The 17,144-nt window shown below is 57.0% G+C and carries 18 protein-coding genes; 16 read left to right on the top strand and 2 right to left on the bottom strand.

Translation table 11 applies throughout. The annotated features are described in order from the left end of the window. The first annotated feature begins 57 nt into the window (after positions 1–57). From D9V82_RS12555 to D9V82_RS02855, 5 genes are read left to right on the top strand one after another with little or no spacing between them, the layout of a single operon-like run. On the top strand, positions 58–252 hold the full coding sequence (locus tag D9V82_RS12555; protein ID WP_234457579.1) for a hypothetical protein: 195 nt from the start codon (positions 58–60) through the stop codon (positions 250–252). A 54-nt stretch (positions 253–306) separates the two neighbouring features. Then, complete coding sequence (locus tag D9V82_RS02870) at positions 307–1,239, top strand: sensor histidine kinase (RefSeq protein ID WP_234462838.1); 933 nt, start codon at positions 307–309, stop codon at positions 1,237–1,239. Continuing rightward, entirely contained in the window at positions 1,232–1,957 is a 726-nt protein-coding gene (locus D9V82_RS02865) for a response regulator (RefSeq protein ID WP_121910880.1), read from the top strand. The genes D9V82_RS02870 and D9V82_RS02865 overlap by 8 nt, the downstream gene beginning before the upstream one ends. Before the next feature lie 59 nt (positions 1,958–2,016). Further along, complete coding sequence (locus D9V82_RS02860) at positions 2,017–2,916, top strand: ABC transporter ATP-binding protein (RefSeq protein WP_121910879.1); 900 nt, start codon at positions 2,017–2,019, stop codon at positions 2,914–2,916. A gap of 28 nt (positions 2,917–2,944) precedes the next feature. Beyond that, positions 2,945–3,682, top strand: a complete 738-nt coding sequence (locus D9V82_RS02855; RefSeq protein ID WP_121910878.1) for an ABC transporter permease — start codon at positions 2,945–2,947, stop codon at positions 3,680–3,682. Between the two features lie 33 nt (positions 3,683–3,715). Here the strand turns inward: D9V82_RS02855 and yaaA are convergent, their stop codons facing one another. After that, entirely contained in the window at positions 3,716–4,438 is a 723-nt protein-coding gene (gene yaaA, locus D9V82_RS02850; RefSeq protein WP_121910877.1) for a peroxide stress protein YaaA, read from the bottom strand. Positions 4,439–4,468: 30 nt separating this feature from the next. Here yaaA and D9V82_RS02845 point away from each other — a divergent pair, with 30 nt between their 5' ends. Both D9V82_RS02845 and D9V82_RS02840 read left to right on the top strand, forming a co-directional pair. Beyond that, complete coding sequence (locus tag D9V82_RS02845) at positions 4,469–6,238, top strand: proline--tRNA ligase (protein WP_121910970.1); 1,770 nt, start codon at positions 4,469–4,471, stop codon at positions 6,236–6,238. Positions 6,239–6,297: 59 nt separating this feature from the next. Beyond that, on the top strand, positions 6,298–6,660 hold the full coding sequence (locus D9V82_RS02840) for a DoxX family protein (protein ID WP_121910876.1): 363 nt from the start codon (positions 6,298–6,300) through the stop codon (positions 6,658–6,660). Between the two features lie 62 nt (positions 6,661–6,722). Here D9V82_RS02840 and D9V82_RS02835 read toward each other — a convergent pair whose 3' ends face one another. Next, entirely contained in the window at positions 6,723–7,571 is an 849-nt protein-coding gene (locus tag D9V82_RS02835; RefSeq protein WP_239088639.1) for a DUF4439 domain-containing protein, read from the bottom strand. Between the two features lie 38 nt (positions 7,572–7,609). On the opposite strand from D9V82_RS02835, the gene rimP reads away from it, so the two are divergent. The 9 genes from rimP (at position 7,610) to D9V82_RS02790 (ending at position 17,134) form a co-directional block, all read left to right on the top strand. Beyond that, on the top strand, positions 7,610–8,149 hold the full coding sequence (gene rimP, locus D9V82_RS02830) for a ribosome maturation factor RimP (RefSeq protein ID WP_121910875.1): 540 nt from the start codon (positions 7,610–7,612) through the stop codon (positions 8,147–8,149). A 23-nt stretch (positions 8,150–8,172) separates the two neighbouring features. Continuing rightward, the gene (gene nusA / locus D9V82_RS02825; RefSeq protein WP_121910874.1) at positions 8,173–9,189 is read left to right on the top strand and encodes a transcription termination factor NusA; all 1,017 of its coding nucleotides are present in this window, start codon (positions 8,173–8,175) and stop codon (positions 9,187–9,189) included. An 84-nt stretch (positions 9,190–9,273) separates the two neighbouring features. Continuing rightward, entirely contained in the window at positions 9,274–9,621 is a 348-nt protein-coding gene (locus D9V82_RS02820) for a YlxR family protein (RefSeq protein WP_121910873.1), read from the top strand. Positions 9,622–9,729: 108 nt separating this feature from the next. After that, positions 9,730–12,624, top strand: coding sequence for a translation initiation factor IF-2 (gene infB, locus D9V82_RS02815; protein WP_121910872.1), 2,895 nt, complete (start codon positions 9,730–9,732; stop codon positions 12,622–12,624). 218 nt (positions 12,625–12,842) lie between these two features. Beyond that, positions 12,843–13,286 carry a 30S ribosome-binding factor RbfA gene (gene rbfA / locus D9V82_RS02810; protein ID WP_121910871.1) on the top strand — a complete coding sequence of 148 codons (444 nt, stop codon included), beginning with the start codon at positions 12,843–12,845 and terminating at the stop codon, positions 13,284–13,286. Continuing rightward, complete coding sequence (locus D9V82_RS02805) at positions 13,287–14,255, top strand: DHH family phosphoesterase (RefSeq protein WP_121910870.1); 969 nt, start codon at positions 13,287–13,289, stop codon at positions 14,253–14,255. After that, the gene (locus D9V82_RS02800) at positions 14,245–15,555 is read left to right on the top strand and encodes an MATE family efflux transporter (protein WP_121910869.1); all 1,311 of its coding nucleotides are present in this window, start codon (positions 14,245–14,247) and stop codon (positions 15,553–15,555) included. The genes D9V82_RS02805 and D9V82_RS02800 overlap by 11 nt, the downstream gene beginning before the upstream one ends. 98 nt (positions 15,556–15,653) lie before the next feature. Beyond that, the gene (locus D9V82_RS02795) at positions 15,654–16,460 is read left to right on the top strand and encodes a metallophosphoesterase family protein (RefSeq protein ID WP_121910868.1); all 807 of its coding nucleotides are present in this window, start codon (positions 15,654–15,656) and stop codon (positions 16,458–16,460) included. Next, positions 16,460–17,134, top strand: coding sequence for a 4'-phosphopantetheinyl transferase family protein (locus tag D9V82_RS02790; protein ID WP_121910867.1), 675 nt, complete (start codon positions 16,460–16,462; stop codon positions 17,132–17,134). The genes D9V82_RS02795 and D9V82_RS02790 overlap by 1 nt, the downstream gene beginning before the upstream one ends. Positions 17,135–17,144: the final 10 nt, after the last annotated feature.

Raw genomic sequence — 17,144 nt, 5'->3', positions numbered from 1 at the left:
TCTAGTCAGCCCTAGGGATGAGGCTGGCAGGTTGGCTGGTGCGCTAACCTCGTCCTTATGTCTAAGCTTTGGCCGGATCGTCTGCGCGATTGGATTGGACCGCCGTGGCGAATCATCATACCCGCATTCTTTGGCGTTCTTTTGCCTAACGCTGCAAATTTTTTGCACACTGATTCGCCCTTCCAGGCCATAGTGGCGGTTTTGTACACCGTGGGTATTCCGCTTGCGCTGTGGCTGCACCCCAAGCTGTAAGAAAAATCCATCTTCTTTGTGGCCGGCACCATGACGCTGTGTATTTTCACGCCCTTGGCCTCCCTCACAAACTTCCACGCCCCAATTTTTGTCTATACGGCCTTTCTCATTGGCACACACCCGCGCAAGCGCGTGCGCTATATTTGGCTTACCTGGATTGCCCTAGGCTCACTGGCGGGAACCACCGCAAGCCTGTTTGGGGAACAGGTCTTTGCGGGCAGCGCCATTGGACTGGGCGATGTTACCATTAATCCGCTGTTTGCCTACGTTGCTACGGTCCTACTCGGTTGGCCGGTCCTCGGCTTTTTCTACCTACGCGGTACCGATAACCGCAAGCGCCAAGAAGGCCAACAACTGCTCATCGAGCGCGCGCAAATGGCCGGCGCCGTAGAGCGCAACCGCATCGCCCGCGAGATGCACGATATCGTCGCACACAACCTCGCCGGCGTCATTGCGCTTGCCGATGGCGCCCGTTTCGCCGCCGCCAAAGACCCCAAGGTAGCCACCGAGGCGCTCGATACCATTGCCTCCACCTCGCGCGAATCCTTAAAACAGATGCGCAGCCTGCTATCTGTCCTGCGTGAAGAAGACTCGCGCACGCAAACCAAGGCCCCCAGCATCGCAGACATCGCTGGGCTATTCTCGGAGGCCCGGCGCGCCGGCTTCGATATCACCGTCTACGGCATGGAAAAGCTGCCTGGCGATAGCGATGAGCTCTATCAATTCACCATTTACCGCGTCGTACAGGAGATGTTGACGAATCTGCTCAAATACTCCAGCCAGAATAGGGGAGTACTGCGCTTTCGCAGTGATAAGTCGGCGCTTGTTATCGAGGGACACAACCCTATGGCGCAGCCGGATGAGGACCACACCCCAGGCTACGGGCTCATCGGGATGCACGAACGTGTGAAGGCCTATGGTGGCAGTGTGTCCACTATGGCCGAGTATGGAACTTTTACAATTATCGTGGAGGTACCGCGTGTCTAATCCGGAACAGGAACCTGAGCCTATTCGCATTGCGGTTGTCGATGACCAACCGCTCCTGCGCGCCGGGTTCGCCATGTTGATCGGCTCGCAGGAGGACCTGAGCGTGGTATGGCAGGCCTCCGATGGCGATGAGGTGCTTGACCTTGCGCGGCAAGAGCCTGTCGATATCATCCTCATGGACGTACAGATGGCGCGGGTTAACGGCATCGCAGCAACGGAGGAAGTTCTCCCGGTATCCCCGAATACCAAGGTCATTATGCTGACCACCTTCGATGATCAAAATTTCGTCCACGGTGCAATCTCTGCGGGGGCATCTGGATTCTTGCTCAAAGACGTCGAACCTGAGGAGCTACTCTCAGCCATTCGTACCGTGCATTCTGACGAGGCCGTGCTTTCACCGCGCATTACCGCCCAGGTGCTCCAACAAGTTCGCGGTAAGGACTGTGGGAAGGACAACCCGGTTTCGCACACAGCGGCAACGGGCCCGCCTGCAGCAGAGCTCACCCCGCGTGAGATGGATATTCTAAGGCTCATGGCGTTGGGGTATTCCAATACTGAAATAGCCGAGGAAGAATTTGTCTCCATGGCAACGGTCAAGACCCACGTGCGCCACGTGCTGACCAAGACTGAGTCTCGTGACCGCGTCCAGGCTGTGCTTTATGCCTATACCCATGGGATAGTCACCGTGGAAGAGCTGCTCTCTCATCCCCAGGGATGAACGGCTAAATCCACCTCGAGGATGGTTACATTGCGCCGGGAAAGCGCGAGGATAAAGCTATGCTTACACTCACACGGCTTTCCAAGAGATACGGTTCCTTTACCGCAGTAGACAACCTTTCTTTCGAGGTTCCCGATGGCCAGGTCACCGGTTTCCTGGGACCCAATGGTTCCGGTAAATCCACTACGATGCGCATGTGCGTGGGACTAGAAAATCCCACCTCCGGTACGGCCACTTTCGATGGCACCCCATTTCGCGAACTATCCGATCCCGCCTCCATGGTGGGAACCTTGCTTGACGCCACCTGGTTTCACCCCGGACGCAGTGCCCGCGCGCACTTGGGTTATATGGCGGCGCTGCAGGGGGTATCGATGAATCACGTCGATGACACCTTGGAACGTGTCGGGCTCGAGAAAGTGGCGAAAAAACGCGTCGGGAGCTATTCCCTTGGGATGAAGCAACGCCTCGGCCTTGCCTGTGCCCTGATCGGCCAGCCCAAGCATCTGCTTCTTGATGAACCTGTTAACGGCCTGGACCCTGAAGGCGTGCACTGGATGCGCGACCGCATTCGCGACTATGCCGCCGGGGGAAGCTCAGTGCTGGTTTCTTCCCACCTGCTATCTGAAATGCAGTTAGCGGCGGACCGCCTGGTGGTTATCGGCAAGGGCACACTTGTCGGCGAAGGAACGGTAGAGGAATTTGTCACCGCCTCCGGTGCCGCCACCGTGGAGGTCGTGGTCGACCAACCAGAAAAGTTGGTCCGCCTGCTGCATGATATGCAGGCAGCAACCTCCTTTGATGGGCAAGTGTTGCGCATTACCGGCTTAGATAGCGACACTGTCGGCCAGTTGTGCTTTGACCACCGCATCCGTATTAGCGGCCTTCAGGTCAAGCATCCCTCCTTGGAAGATGCTTTCCTCGGCATTACCGCAGACCACGTGGACTACCGCTCCGTATAAATCGCAATCGAAAGGCAGGTTACAAGCCATGAACACCTTTGTTTCCGAATTCCGCAAGGCATTCTCCCTCCGCTCTACGTGGGGCTACCTCGCTCTCATCACTGTCGGGCTGACTGCCGCGAACGTGCTGTTGGGCTTAAGCCGCAATGACGAAAGTGCCTTCCAATCTTCTGATGCGTCGATCGGCGCTATCTTCGCTGTGGTCATCATGATCTTTTCCTCGGCCACGCTGGCCGGCGGCGATCTGGACAAAGGTACCGTAGCCTGGAGCTACCTATCTTCAAACCGGCGCTTAAAGGTATTCTCGAGCCAAATAATTGTGATCACCGGGGCTAATGTAACAGCCGCCGGTCTAGCCGGTGTACTCGGTATGGTGATTAACGGCGCGCTGGGTAATTCTTATGATTTTTCCAGCTTTGTGCACTACCCGGAAAATGCCGTGTTCCTGTTTACCTTTGTGGAATATATCGTTTACACGCTGTTTGCCGTCGGCTTGGCATATATCCTGCGCAGCGGCACTGTTGCAGCCATGCTGCTCATTATCGAATATTTCGTCATCGAAAGCGTGCTGTCTTTTATGGACACGGGCTGGGCAAAAATCATCCTGCAGTTTCTGCCCGACGCTAACCTGCGCACCTTCTTCCAAGGCCAAGACGCCGTTGGGCTTATGACGCCGCAATGGGTATCTGGAGTCATTGTCTTGGTCATGGTGGTAGCTGTCCTCGGCGCAGCCGCAGGCGTCCAGCGTCACCGCGCCGTGGTTTGAAGAGACTCTCCTTGTTCCGATTGATTTCACTACCTAGGAAGATACGACGAGGATGAGCTCACGGGAGCCGTGCGGTGGTTCTTCCACCGTCATGCCTGCTGCCCGCGCAATAGCGGCGACATCGGCAACACTGAAGGCATCGACAGGCGACAGTGCCAGCTCCCGGGCCAGCAGGCCCTTGTAATGCTTATTAAAGTGGCTGACCACCTTGCGTGAGCCATCCGGCTGCACGCTTTCTACCCGCACCGTCACAGCCGAAGGCAGCCGGCCTAATTGTTGGTAGGTGCCAGAGCGCAGATCTACGACTAGCTCATCGATGTTTTCTAGCGCCTGCGTTACCTGTGTGCCCCAATACGACTTCATGGTGCGACCTCCCAGCTTCGAACTGCCCGATAAGCGGTAATGAGGGATTAGGTCGTCTGCGCGCAGCAGACCAAAGAGGGCATCGCCAATAGCAAGACGCCGCCAAGAAGGAAGGGTGGATGCCGAAAGGGCATCAAAAAGGGCGCCAGTATAACGCTCCAGCGCCGGCATAGTGGGGGTGGTAAAGAGCTGACTGTTGGATTCGGCCTCACCGCGTAGCTTCTCCGAGAGCTTAAGCACCCGCATTGCCTCATCAGTAGGAAGAGACTGCAGCTCAGTGGCAATTTCTCGTCGCGTATCGCTTAGTTCTGGAAAAGATAGGTTGGCAAAATCAAGCGGCTTTCCAGTGCCGCCATGGGCCTTGGTTTCTGAAGGAGGGAGCATAATGAGCATATAGCTAGGGTAGCGATGTATATTTTGACCATGATTACCCGCCTTTCTGAACTATTTCTCCGCACCCTTCGTGAGGACCCAGCCGATGCCGAGGTTCCTAGCCACAAGCTGCTGGTGCGTGCCGGTTACGTGCGTCGCGTTGCACCGGGCATTTATACCTGGCTGCCGTTGGGTTTGCGTACCCTGCGCAAGATTGAAGACGTAGTACGCCAAGAAATGGACGCCATTGGCGGGCAAGAGATGCTATTCCCGGCCCTGCTGCCGCGAGAACCTTATGAAAAGACCAACCGGTGGGTGGAATACGGCCCTAACCTATTCCGCCTGCAGGACCGCAAGAATGCGGATTTGCTGCTCGGGCCCACGCACGAGGAAATGTTTGCCAATGCTGTAAAGGACATGTACTCCTCGTACAAGGATTTCCCCGTCACCCTGTATCAAATTCAGACGAAGTACCGCGATGAGGAACGCCCCCGCGCCGGGGTGCTACGCGGACGCGAGTTCGTGATGAAGGATTCCTACTCCTTCGATATGGACGATGAGGGGCTAGATTCCTCCTACGCTCGCCACCGCAAGGCGTATCAGAATATTTTTGACCGCTTAGAAATCGATTATGCCATTTGCAAGGCTACCTCTGGGGCGATGGGCGGGTCTGCCTCCGAGGAGTTCTTAGCGATTTCTGAGGTGGGCGAAGACCTCTTTGTTCGCTCCACCGAGGGTGATTATGCGGCCAATGTAGAGGCGGTCGTGACGCAAGCGCCGCCAGAAAAAGACATCGCGGGCCAACCGCCAGCAAAAGAGTACAACACCCCGGATGCGACCACCATTGAAGCGCTGGTGCACCGGGTAAAGGTCGAGGACATTGCGATCGAGGGCCATAAAGCCAGCGCCGCGGATATTCTCAAGTGTGTCATGGTGGAAGTAACCCATCCAGCGCAGGCGAATGGCGAAGAGGAAAAGGAACTAGCGGCCGTGCTGATTCCGGGTGACCGCGAACTGGATCCCAAGCGCCTTGAGGCTGCCTTGGAACCGGCAGAATTCTGCCTGGCAAGCGATAAAATTTACGCGCAGTACGACTTCTTGGTGCAAGGTTTTGTAGGCCCCCGCGCGCTGAATTCCAATGGCGTGAAGGTCTTTGCCGATCCCCGCGTTGTAACGGGAACTTCCTGGATTACCGGCGCCGATGCACCAAACTCCTATGTCGTGGGCTGCGTGAGCGGTCGTGATTTCCACGTCGATGAGTTTGTGGAGGCAGCCGAGGTCAAAGAGGGCGATCCCGCACCGAATAACCAGGGCACCTTGGTCTTGCAGCGCGGTATCGAACTGGGGCACATCTTCCAGTTGGGCCGTAAGTACACCGAGGCCTTCGATGTGCAAATTCTCGATGAAAACGGCAAGCGGGCCATCCCGACGATGGGCTCTTATGGCATCGGTATCTCGCGCATGCTGGCCGTGCTGGCCGAGCAGCGCCACGATGAGAAGGGCCTGAATTGGCCGGCTGCAGTGGCGCCTTACCAGGTGCACGTGGCAGTGGCGAATAAGGATGCTGAGGCCATGGAGGCCGGAGATAAGTTGGTGGAAGAGCTGTCCCAGGCGGGCCTTGAGGTGCTTTTTGATGACCGCCCCAAGGTCTCTCCCGGCGTGAAGTTCAAGGACGCAGAGCTGCTCGGCATGCCGTTTGTGGCCATCTTGGGACGCGCCTTCAAAGACGGCATTATCGAGTTGCGCATCCGCGGCCAGGAAACACTGGAGGTTCCGGCGGACGAGATTGCGGATAAAATCCTTGAGTTGGTGCGGGCTTAGCTTAAAGCACCGCGCCAGGGCTCGGCGCTGATAAAGAGCTGCAGGGTAGGGTAGGGAGTATGAGACTTAATAAAAAAGTGCTCCCCACGGCTCTTATTACCATGGGAGCGCTACATTTCCTGCGCCCGAAAAATTTCGAATCCATTGTGCCGCCGCAATTGCCGGGCTCGCCCCGGTTGTATAACTTTGCCTCCGGCGCTTGGGAAATAGTTACTGGCTATCTGCTTACTGATCGCGCCACCCGTGAATCCGGCGGTGCATCCGCTGCGGCCCTCTTTCTTGCCGTGTGGCCGGCGAATATGTACCACGCCTGGATAGAGCGCGATGCGGGATGGCCGAAAAAGCTTTATCACATCATCCGGTTACCGTTGCAGATTCCATTGATCCGGTACGCCTGGAAAATCGCGCAGGGTAGGGCATAAAAGGCACAAAATCCGGCGCCTTACTGCTGTTCCTGGGTGCCTCGGGCCGCAGTAGGCGCGGTCTAGGTGGCCTGGGATTGCGCGGCGATGCCGATTAACCAGTTCAGCCACTCCTGGTTAGGTCTTTTTTCTTGCGCCGCAGCCACTGCGGCCGCATGCCACTTATCCGCATCCTGTTCAACCAAGGTATCGACAAAGGCGGCAGTAGAATCCGCATCGCTGGGAAGCGTGGCTGCAGCAGAGGAATAGGCAGGCTCCGGCTGGGGGATCTCGCCATTATGTCCAAGCGCCCCATGGAGTTGGTTGATGCGGCGGTGATGGAGGCTTAAGAGTTTATCGATGCGCCCTTCGGCAGCAGGACCGCTATAAGCCCGGGCGAAATCCAGGCCAAAGACCTGCTCATATTCCCACTGCAACAAATCGACAGCGCTCTCGCGGTGGGGCTGGGAAAGCGGGGGAATTCCGGGGGCACCGCCTGGCAGCCAGGCATTTAGCGTGATGGCCTGTTGGGTGACTATGGCCCGCGACTCAGAGTTGCCCTCATCGGCGGCTTCCGTGGTGGCTAAAGCGGCTTGTTCTAGAACCTGGGAGCTATCTGTAGCCGATAGGGCCTGTGTGGGACGTTCTACCTCACAGCTGTGTGGGACGTTACCTCGCTCATCGGTGCCGCAAAGGCGTGCAATTTCTTCATACAACGCATCGGCTTGGGAGCTGCGCATATCCGCGGCCGCATCATCGACTCCCTGCAAAGCGAGGCTATCGCTCGCGGCGGCCACGGCGAGGCGCTCGAGTGTTTCTTCTGGGCGAGGGCCAAAATAGTCGACGACGGAATCAACTGCGGAACAGCCCCCAAGGGCGGGCAAAGCGGCAGTCGAGGCTATGGAAGTTAGAATAAAACGTCGGCATTTCACTCACAAGACTGTACCTTGCACGACGTAGGCTAGTGGGCATGCCTTTCCCAGATGCACAGCAATTAACTGATTTGCTCCAACCTCGCCTGGAAGCCCGCGGGCTTGATGTGGAGGATATTAAAACCACCAAGGCAGGAAAGAAATCACAGGTCATCATCCGCATCGACGGTGATAAACGGCCAAGCTCCGATGTATTGGAGGAGGTCTCCGACGATATTTCTGGCTTCTTCGATGAAAAAGAGGCTGCAGGCGAGCTGAATTTTGGCGCCGGATACACCTTGGAGGTATCCACCCCCGGGGTGGATTTGCCCCTGAGCGCACCGCGTCACTGGCGCCGCAATAAGGGGAGGAAGGTGACCTTTAACCGGGGTGACGGCAAGACTCATACCGCCCGTATCGGTGCGCTGAATGCGGCTGAAGATGCCGTTGTTCTTATCACTTCTCAGAAAAATGAAGTGCATTCAGAAGTGGAGCGACTGGAAAACATTGCCCACGCAGTGGTACAAATTGAGTTTGCACAGCCATCGCAGCTCGAGTTAGACGCTGTGCAGCAGCCATTTGCAGAAGCCGAAAACTAAACGGCAATCGAAAGGATAGACAAGTGAATATTGATCTTGAGGCACTTCGTACCATCGAATCTGAACGACAGGTCCCCGTCAATGACCTTTTGGAGGCGATTGCGAGTGCCTTGTTGTATTCCTACCTGGATTATCGCGAATCCACCGCGGAAGGCAAGGCCGAAGGCACCAAGTCTCGGGTAGACATCGATACCACCACCGGCGCCGTGAGCGTCATCGTTACCGAACGAGACCCCGAAAGCGGGGAAGTAACCAGTGAGTACGATGACACGCCGGAAAACTTTGGCCGCGTAGGTGCACGCGCCGTGCGCGAAGCTATTTTGCGCCAGCTGCGCGAAGCCGAGGCAGCGCGTACCTTTGATTCCTATTCGGAGCTGAGCGGGAGCGTGGTCAGCGGCATCGTCCAGCGCGATGCGCATGCCAACGCCCGCGGCATCGTTGTGGTCCAGCTCGGTTCTGAGTTGGAATCGCAGGACGCAATCCTGCTTCCTGCAGAACAAATTCCAGGGGAAAAACTGCAGCATGGTGATCGCATTAAGGCCTATGTGGTGGGCGTCAACCGCAATGGCGCCAATGTGCAGATAAACTTGTCTAGAACCCACCCGGAGCTGGTGCGCGGGCTTTTTGCACTCGAAGTCCCGGAAGTCGCCGATGGTAGCGTGGAAATGGTTGCCATCGCCCGCGAAGCTGGGCACCGCTCGAAAGTCGCGGTTATTGGCCACGCCAAGGGCCTGAATGCCAAGGGTGCTTGCATTGGACCGCGCGGTCAGCGCGTGAATAATATTATGCGCCAACTGGGTGGGGAGAAGATCGACATCATTGATTACAGTGAGGATCCCGCCGTGTATGTGGGCAATGCTTTGGCTCCCTCTAAGGTGATTAAAGTTACCGTACTCGATCATGAACAGCAGGTGGCGCGAGTCATCGTCCCTGATTACCAGCTATCCCTCGCAATTGGAAAGGAAGGCCAGAACGCGCGCCTAGCCGCCCGTTTAACCGGATGGAAGATTGATATTCATTCAGACGCGGACGCGAATTAAGGAATTGCGGATATATAGCGTAGGCTAGTAAACAGCCCAGATGCAGAAAGGGACATGAAGACGCAGCGAAATTTAAGGAGTTCGATGTCGCAAACTCAACGGCTTCGTACTTGCATCGCTACGCGTCGCCGCATGCCCGATACGGAGTTGCTGCGAGTGGTCATTGATGCCAGTGATCCTCTCGGCAGCCGTGCGCTGGCGGATCCATTTCGGCGGCTGCCCGGCCGCGGCGCATGGATAACCCCCACGCTTTCTGCACTCGAGCTAGCTGAGCGCAAACGTTCTTTTAGGCGCGCGCTCCGCACGTCCACATCCGTGGACACAGGTCAGGTACGTAGATACTTGGAAACACAGTGCGAAAAAGTATCGTGTGCGGAAGAGATTGCACAGAATTCGTACACACCAGAGTTAAAAAGGAAGACCGAACACTGATGAGCGCACAACAATGAAGCATCAGCGATGAAAGTCCAGAAAGTTTAACTAGGAGGTCAGGCCAGTTTTTCGCGGCCTTGGCTCCTAGGCGATATCAAGAGGTGACAAGTGCCCGGAAAGCTACGTGTTCACGAGTTGGCGAAACAGCTCGGAATAACCAGCAAGGAACTACTCGCTACTCTCAAGGAACAGGGCGAGTTCGTAAAAACCGCATCCTCGACCATCGAACCACCGGTGGTCAAGAAGATGCGCGCTCACTATGAAGCACAGTCCGGCGGCGATGCCACGGAAGATAAGGCAGACAAGGCTGAGAAGGCTGCTAAGCCTGCTAAGCCTGCTCAGCCAGCGAAGCCGGCTAAGCCCGGACAGGGCAGTGCTAAGAAGCCAGCATCGACTCCGCCAAAGCCAGGTGCTGGCGCACAAGGAGGCGCAAAGCCCGCTGCGCCAAAGCCAGGCGCCCCGAAGCCATCCGCCGTTGCGCCGAAGCCAGGTGCAGGGTCCGCTAAGGCTGCCCCCAAACCCGCTCAGGCAGCACCAAAGCCAGGTGCTGGCGGTGGAAAGGCCGTACCGAAACCCGGCCAAGGTGCGCCGAAGCCCGGTCAGAATGCGGGACAAGGCGATGCGAAAAAATCGGGCGAGCGCCCGACCCCTGGAAATGCCATGCCACGCCCGATGCCTAAGCCTGGCGGATCACGCCGCGTGGCTAATAACCCATTTTCCACGGGTGGCGGGGACAATCGCCCCGGCCCACGCCCCGGAGGCTCCAAGGGCCAGCGCGGCGGCAACCGTCCCGCCGATAACCGCGGTGGTAAGCGCGGCGGCCGAAATGAAGGCGGCAATAACCGTCAGGGCAGCCAGGAACACAACCAAGGCCAGGGTGGTGGACGTCGTCCGTCGCCTGCCATGATGCCTTCGCATCCGAACCCGGCCTCGATGCCGTCCAAGGCACCGACCGGTGGCGGACGCGGCGGTCGTGGTCGCGGCGGCCATGGTGGACCAGGCGGTCCGGGTGGTCCGGGTGGCCCGGGTGCCCCAAGTGGCGGCCGCCCCGGTGGTTTCCGCGGTGGACGCGGTGGACGCCGCGGCGGCACCGCCGGTGCATTCGGCCGCCCAGGTGGCGCACCTCGCAAGGGTAAGAAGTCAAAGCGGCAAAAGCGCCATGAGTTTGAAGAGCAGCAGAAACACGTCGTAGGTGGCGTCCGTTTGCCAGATGGCAAGGGTAAAACCGTCCGGCTACGCCGCGGCGCTTCGCTGTCTGACTTCGCGGAAAAGATCGGTGCCGATCCTGCAGCATTAGTACAGGCGCTGTTCAATCTTGGGGAAATGGTTACCGCAACTGCATCCGTATCGGAAGATACGCTTCAGCTATTAGGCGATGAGATCAACTACACGGTAGAAGTCGTTTCTCCGGAAGACGAAGACCGCGAGCTGCTCGAGTCCTTCGACCTGCAATTTGGTGAGGATGAAGGTGGCGAAGAGGCCCTCCAATCACGTCCTCCAGTTGTCTCTGTTATGGGCCACGTAGACCATGGTAAGACTCGTCTGTTGGATACAATCCGTAAGACGAATGAGGCCGCTGGTGAAGCCGGTGGTATTACCCAGGGCATCGGTGCTTACCAGACCACGGTTGACGTGGACGGCGAGCGCACTATTACCTTCCTGGATACCCCTGGTCACGAGGCCTTTACCGCCATGCGTGCCCGCGGTGCCAAATCCACCGACTTGGCTATCTTGGTTGTTGCTGCCGATGACGGCGTCATGCCGCAAACGGTTGAGGCTATCAACCACGCCAAGGCAGCCGATATCCCGGTTGTTGTGGCCGTAAACAAGGTGGATAAGCCGGAGGCGCAGCCGGACAAGATTCGTGGACAGCTCACGGAGTACGGCCTGGTGCCGGAGGAATACGGCGGCGACACGATGTTTGTGGATATCTCTGCTAAGCAGGGCCAGAACATCGATCAATTGCTAGAATCCGTCATTTTGACTGCCGATGCTGCTCTTGAGCTCACGGCTAACCCTGAGATGGATGCGCAGGGTGTGGCCATTGAGGCCCACTTGGACCGTGGCCGCGGCCCGGTTGCTACGGTCATTGTCCAGCGTGGTACCTTGCACGTCGGTGATTCTATCGTTGTCGGCGATGCGCATGGTCGCGTGCGCCGCATGCTCGATGAGTTTGGTGAGGACGTCACAGAGGCCGGTCCTTCCCGTCCCGTGCAGGTGCAAGGTTTGTCCGGTGTGCCGGGCGCTGGCGACAACCTGCTCGTGGTTGATGATGATCGCGTAGCCCGTCAGATTGCTAACCAGCGCGACGCCCGTAAGCGTTCCGCCTTGCAAGCAAAACAGCGCAAGCGCGTGTCCCTGGAGGATCTGGACAAGGTATTGCAAGAAACCTCCACCCTCAACCTCATCCTCAAGGGCGACAACGCCGGCTCTGTCGAGGCGCTGGAAGATGCCTTGCTAGATATTAAGACCGAGGATGAAGTCGAGCTCAACATCATTGACCGTGGTGTTGGTGCCGTCACGGAGACCAATATTTCCTTGGCCGCTGCTTCCGATGCCGTCATCATTGCCTTTAATGTTCGCGCTGAGGGCAAGGCAACGGAGGTTGCTAGCCAAGAGGGCGTGGATATTCGTTACTACACGATTATCTACAAGGCCATCGAGGAAGTCGAAGCAGCTCTCAAGGGCATGCTCAAGCCGATTTACGAGGAACGCGAAACCGGTGCAGCGGAGATCCGCGCCCTGTTCAAGTCCTCCTCGGTGGGTACCATTGCTGGTTGTATGGTCACCGAGGGCAAGGTTGTCCGCAACGGCAAGGTTCGCCTGCTTCGCGATAACAACGTCATTACTTCCGATGCCCAGATCGAGTCCTTGCGTCACGAGAAGGACGACGCTACCGAGATCAAGGCTGGTTATGAGTGCGGTATGGTGCTGTCCTACCCGGATATCCAGGTAGGCGATATCATTCAAGCTTATGAAGAAGTCGAGGTACCGCGCGACTAGTTGCCGCTAGCGTCGGCCCGCTGTACGTGCCCACCTTAGAACCCTTTCTTCGCGGAGTTAGGCTGCTAGGTGTGAAAGGTAGAGCGGGCCGTTTCGCGTTTTTGCATGTGGTTATGAAGCGGTTTCCATTGGCTGCGGTGAGTAACTAAACTGGTGGTTTCTGATACCGCGACACAGTAATTTAGGAATAAGTTATTCCCTTTAGCTTGGAGGTTCCCATGGTCGATCACGCACGTGCAGCGCGGCTAGCAAAACGGATTCAGGAAATCGTGGCTAGCGCGATTGAGCTGCAGATTAAGGATCGCCGCCTGGAAATGGTCACCGTAACCGATGCCCGGGTTACTGGTGATTTGCACGATGCTACCGTTTTTTACACCGTACGCGGCCACGATATCACTGCAGAGCCCGATTATGACCAAGCTGCGGAAGCACTCAAGCGCGCGAAGGGCCAGTTGCGCAAGATCGTCGGCGATCAATTGTCCGTTCGCTTTACGCCGACGCTTACCTTCGAGCTCGATACCGTGCCAGAAGCCTCCGCGCACATGGAAGAGCTCTTAGCACGGGCTCGGGCTCGAGATAAAGAGCTAGCGAAGCTGAAGGAAAATGCTCAGCCTGCAGGGGAAGCCAACCCGTACAAGAAATCCGACGAAGATGAGGCTTAATTGACCTGCAAGGAATATCAGGACGCAGTCGATGCTATTTCCGGGGCGCAGAGCATCTGTATCGTCACTCACTTGCGCCCGGATGCCGACGCCATCGGCTCGGCTACAGCTTTGCTTTTAGCCCTTAAGCAAAGAGGGAAAAATGCATGTGCAGTCATCGGTCAGGATAAGGATTTTGCGCCGAATCTTTACTCTATTCCCGCAGCCGAACAGGTCAAGGTGATGCGAGAGTTACCGCAAGGCTATGACCTTTATGTCACCGTGGATTGTGGGGCGATCGATCGTACTGGCCTTTTTTCTGCGGACATTGCCTCGAAGGCGGCGACAGGGCGCGTATTGTGCATCGACCACCACTCGTCCAATGCCGGGTTTGGCTCAGTGAATTTGGTCGATTCCGAATGCGAGTCCACCACTGTGGTTATATTGACCATTTTGGATATGTTGTCGGTGCAGATCGAAAGTAACATCGCGCACTGCCTGTACGCCGGGCTTGTGACCGATACGGGCAGTTTCCGTTGGGGTAGGCCCACCATGCATGATGTGGCCACGCGTTTGATGCAGTTTGGCCTGGACACCAAGCAGATTGCCACGGACCTGCTCGATGCTACGACCCCTGACGATTTGCAGATGATCGGCCGAGTGCTCGCGGGACTTCGCATCGAATATGCCGGTGAACTGGGCGTGGGTATCCTGGTAGCAGGCTTGGCCGATATCGACGGTCATTCTGATTCCGCGGTCGAGTCCTTAGTAGATTTTGTTCGTGCCTTAGAGGACACAGAATTGGGAGTTGTTTTTAAGGAGCAATCGCCCGGGATCTGGGCGGTATCCTTGCGTTCGACGACAATCAATTGCGGAGCTCTAGCGGCAACTTTTGGCGGCGGCGGACATGTTCCCGCTGCCGGATACATGACATCGGGAAGCGAAGAAAGCATTATCGCGGAGCTGGTGAGTGCCATCAATGAGCACTAAGCAGTCAACACCCACGACAGTAAGCGCACGCGAGGTATTTGGCCTCGCGTTTCCTGCCCTCGGAGTCCTGGCGGCGATGCCGCTCTACCTCTTGCTCGATACCGCAGTGGTGGGGCGCCTGGGCGCCCAAGAATTAGCCTCGCTTGCTGCGGCAGCCACGATTCACACCGTGGTGACCACGCAGCTGACCTTCTTGTCCTACGGCACTACAGCGCGCTCGTCCCGCCTATTTGGCGCTGGAAAGCGGGCTGAGGCAGTCGCAGAAGGCGTGCAAGCAACCTACGTGGCCCTGGGCGTTGGTGCGATTTTGGCCCTCACCATGTGGATCTTCGCTGGCGTTTTTGCACAGTGGCTGACCGGGGATCCCACGACTGCAGCAGGAACCGCGCTCTGGCTGCGGATAGCCGCATGTGCAATCCCCGTGACTCTCGTGGAAATGGCCGGAAATGGCTGGATGCGCGGTATACAAAATACCAAGAAGCCGCTCTATTTTACTCTCGCTGGTATGATTCCCGGTGCTATTGCCGTACCTGCATTCGTGTACTGGTGGGGACTTGCCGGTTCTGCCATTGCCACGGTATTGGGGATGAGCATTATCGCGAGTCTCTTCGTGCGCGAGCTGTACAAACAGCATAACGGTTCGTGGGAGTTTCGTTGGCGCATCGTGCGCGAACAGCTGATCTTGGGCCGCGATCTTATTTTGCGCTCGGCCAGTTTTCAGGTGGCCTTTCTCACCGCAACGGCCGTGGTTTCCCGCGTCGGCACCGCGGCTTTGGGTGGCCACCAAATCATGATGCAGTTGTGGAACTTCCTGGCGCTGATCTTGGATTCCTTGGCCATAGCCGCCCAAGCCCTGACCGGGGCGGCCTTGGGTGCCGGTTCGGCTCGTCACGCGCGCAGTGTGGGAAGCAAGGTAGTGATGTATTCCACCATTTTTTCGGCCTTCCTCGCCTTGATTTTCGCTGCCGGGGCCGGGTTCATTCCGCGAGTGTTTACCTCCTCGCAAGAAGTCATCGATGCCATGGGCCAACCGTGGTGGATTCTCGTGGGCATGGTGATAGCCGGTGGCGTGGTCTTTGCACTCGACGGTGTCTTGCTAGGGGCAGGGGATGCGGCATTTCTGCGTAGTCTAACCATTGCCGCGGTGCTTTTGGGATTTTTGCCCGGGGTGCTCCTTGCGCATGCCATGAGCACGGGGCTGACCGGGGTATGGTGCGGTTTGGCCGCATTCATTACTTTCCGCCTCTTAGGCGTGGTCTGGCGCTTTTATTCCATGAAATGGGCTGTAGTAGCAAAGTAGTACCTACGCTACAGTGATTCTAACGAGTCACGCCAGCACTGCAGGATGGAACTACAACGAACTTCGTACGGTGACGAGTAAGGTGGGTGGGATCGGTAATGCCAACGTTGTGGGCGGTAGCAGACTTGCACGGTGCGATTAGTGAAAATTTGGCGCGCATTGCAAAACTAACACCGCCGGATCCCAACGATTGGCTTATTGTGGCAGGCGATGTCGCAGAGCGCTGCGAGCTGATCCTGCGCATCTTGCGGGGGTTAGCCGCGCGCTATGACACCGTGATTTGGACGCCGGGCAACCACGAGTTATTTTCTCGGTCCCAGGACCAGTACAAGGGGCGCGAAAAATACGACTACCTGGTAGATGCCTGCCGGGAAATCGGGGTTATAACGCCGGAGGACCCCTATCCGGTTTTTAATGGGGCTACGATTGTGCCGCTTTTTACCTTGTATGACTATAGTTTCCGCCCTTCCGGGACTACGGTGGAACAAGCGCTGCAGCAGGCTAACTTAAAACAGCTCGTCATGACTGATGAAGTAGCTATCGCGCCCTTCGTAGACGTGCGCGCGTGGTGTTGGGACCGCTTAGCGTATTCCATTAAGCGTTTATCCAGGGTGCAGGGGCCAACTATCTTGGTTAACCACTGGCCGCTCGTACAAGAGCCCACGATGGTGCTGCGATTCCCGGAGATCGCTCTGTGGAGCGGCACGCGGCATACGCGCTCGTGGCCGCGGCGCTACAATGCAGAAGCGGTTATTTATGGGCACTTGCACTTGCCCTCAAAGATGAATGTGGATGAGGTAGATCATATCGAAGTCTCTCTAGGTTATCCCCGCGAATGGCGAAACCAACCGTGCCATATTCCGTGGCCATACCCGGTCACCTCGACTTTTGGGGAGTTGAATTAATGTTTTATTCCGACCTATTCCCAGAAACTACTCGGTATTGCTACGTGCGTACGGATGCCCGCGAGGCCGACTTGTTCAACTTTGCACACCTTGACCCCGAAGAACAGTCCCTAGTTTCCCACGCGGTGGATATCCGGAAATCAGAATTTGGCGATGCTCGGTGGTGTGCGCATCAGGCCCTGCGCGAACTGGGATTTACAGAGGCAACCCCGATCCTGCGCGGGGAGCGGGGAATGCCCCTGTGGCCCGAAGGTTTTATTGGTTCCCTGACGCATACGGAAGGCCTGCGGGCTGCAGTGGTGGCCTCAACTGAGGATTTTCGCTCTATTGGCCTTGATGCGGAGCCGGCGCAGCCCCTGCCCGATCGCGTGTTGACAATGATCGCCAGAGCCGGGGAAATGCCCCAGTTGTCGCGCCTGGAAAAAGCGGGGGTGCATTGCCCAGACCGCCTGCTGTTTTGCGCCAAGGAGGCCACTTATAAGGCGTGGTTTCCTCTGACGCATCGGTGGCTTGGTTTCGATCAAGCAGAGATACATATTCGCGAAGACGGAACCTTTATTTCCTATATTTTGGCCCGCCCTACGCCAGTGCCGTTCATCACCGGCAAGTGGATTTTAGAGGGTGGTTATGTCATGGTATCCACGCTGGTTCCGGCCCTTGATTTTTCCGGCTGAAAGGATACCT

Origin of the sequence: Corynebacterium macginleyi (assembly GCF_003688935.1) — a bacterium.
GTDB classification, from domain to species: domain Bacteria; phylum Actinomycetota; class Actinomycetes; order Mycobacteriales; family Mycobacteriaceae; genus Corynebacterium; species Corynebacterium macginleyi.
This window is presented reverse-complemented; position numbering and strand designations above follow the sequence as displayed.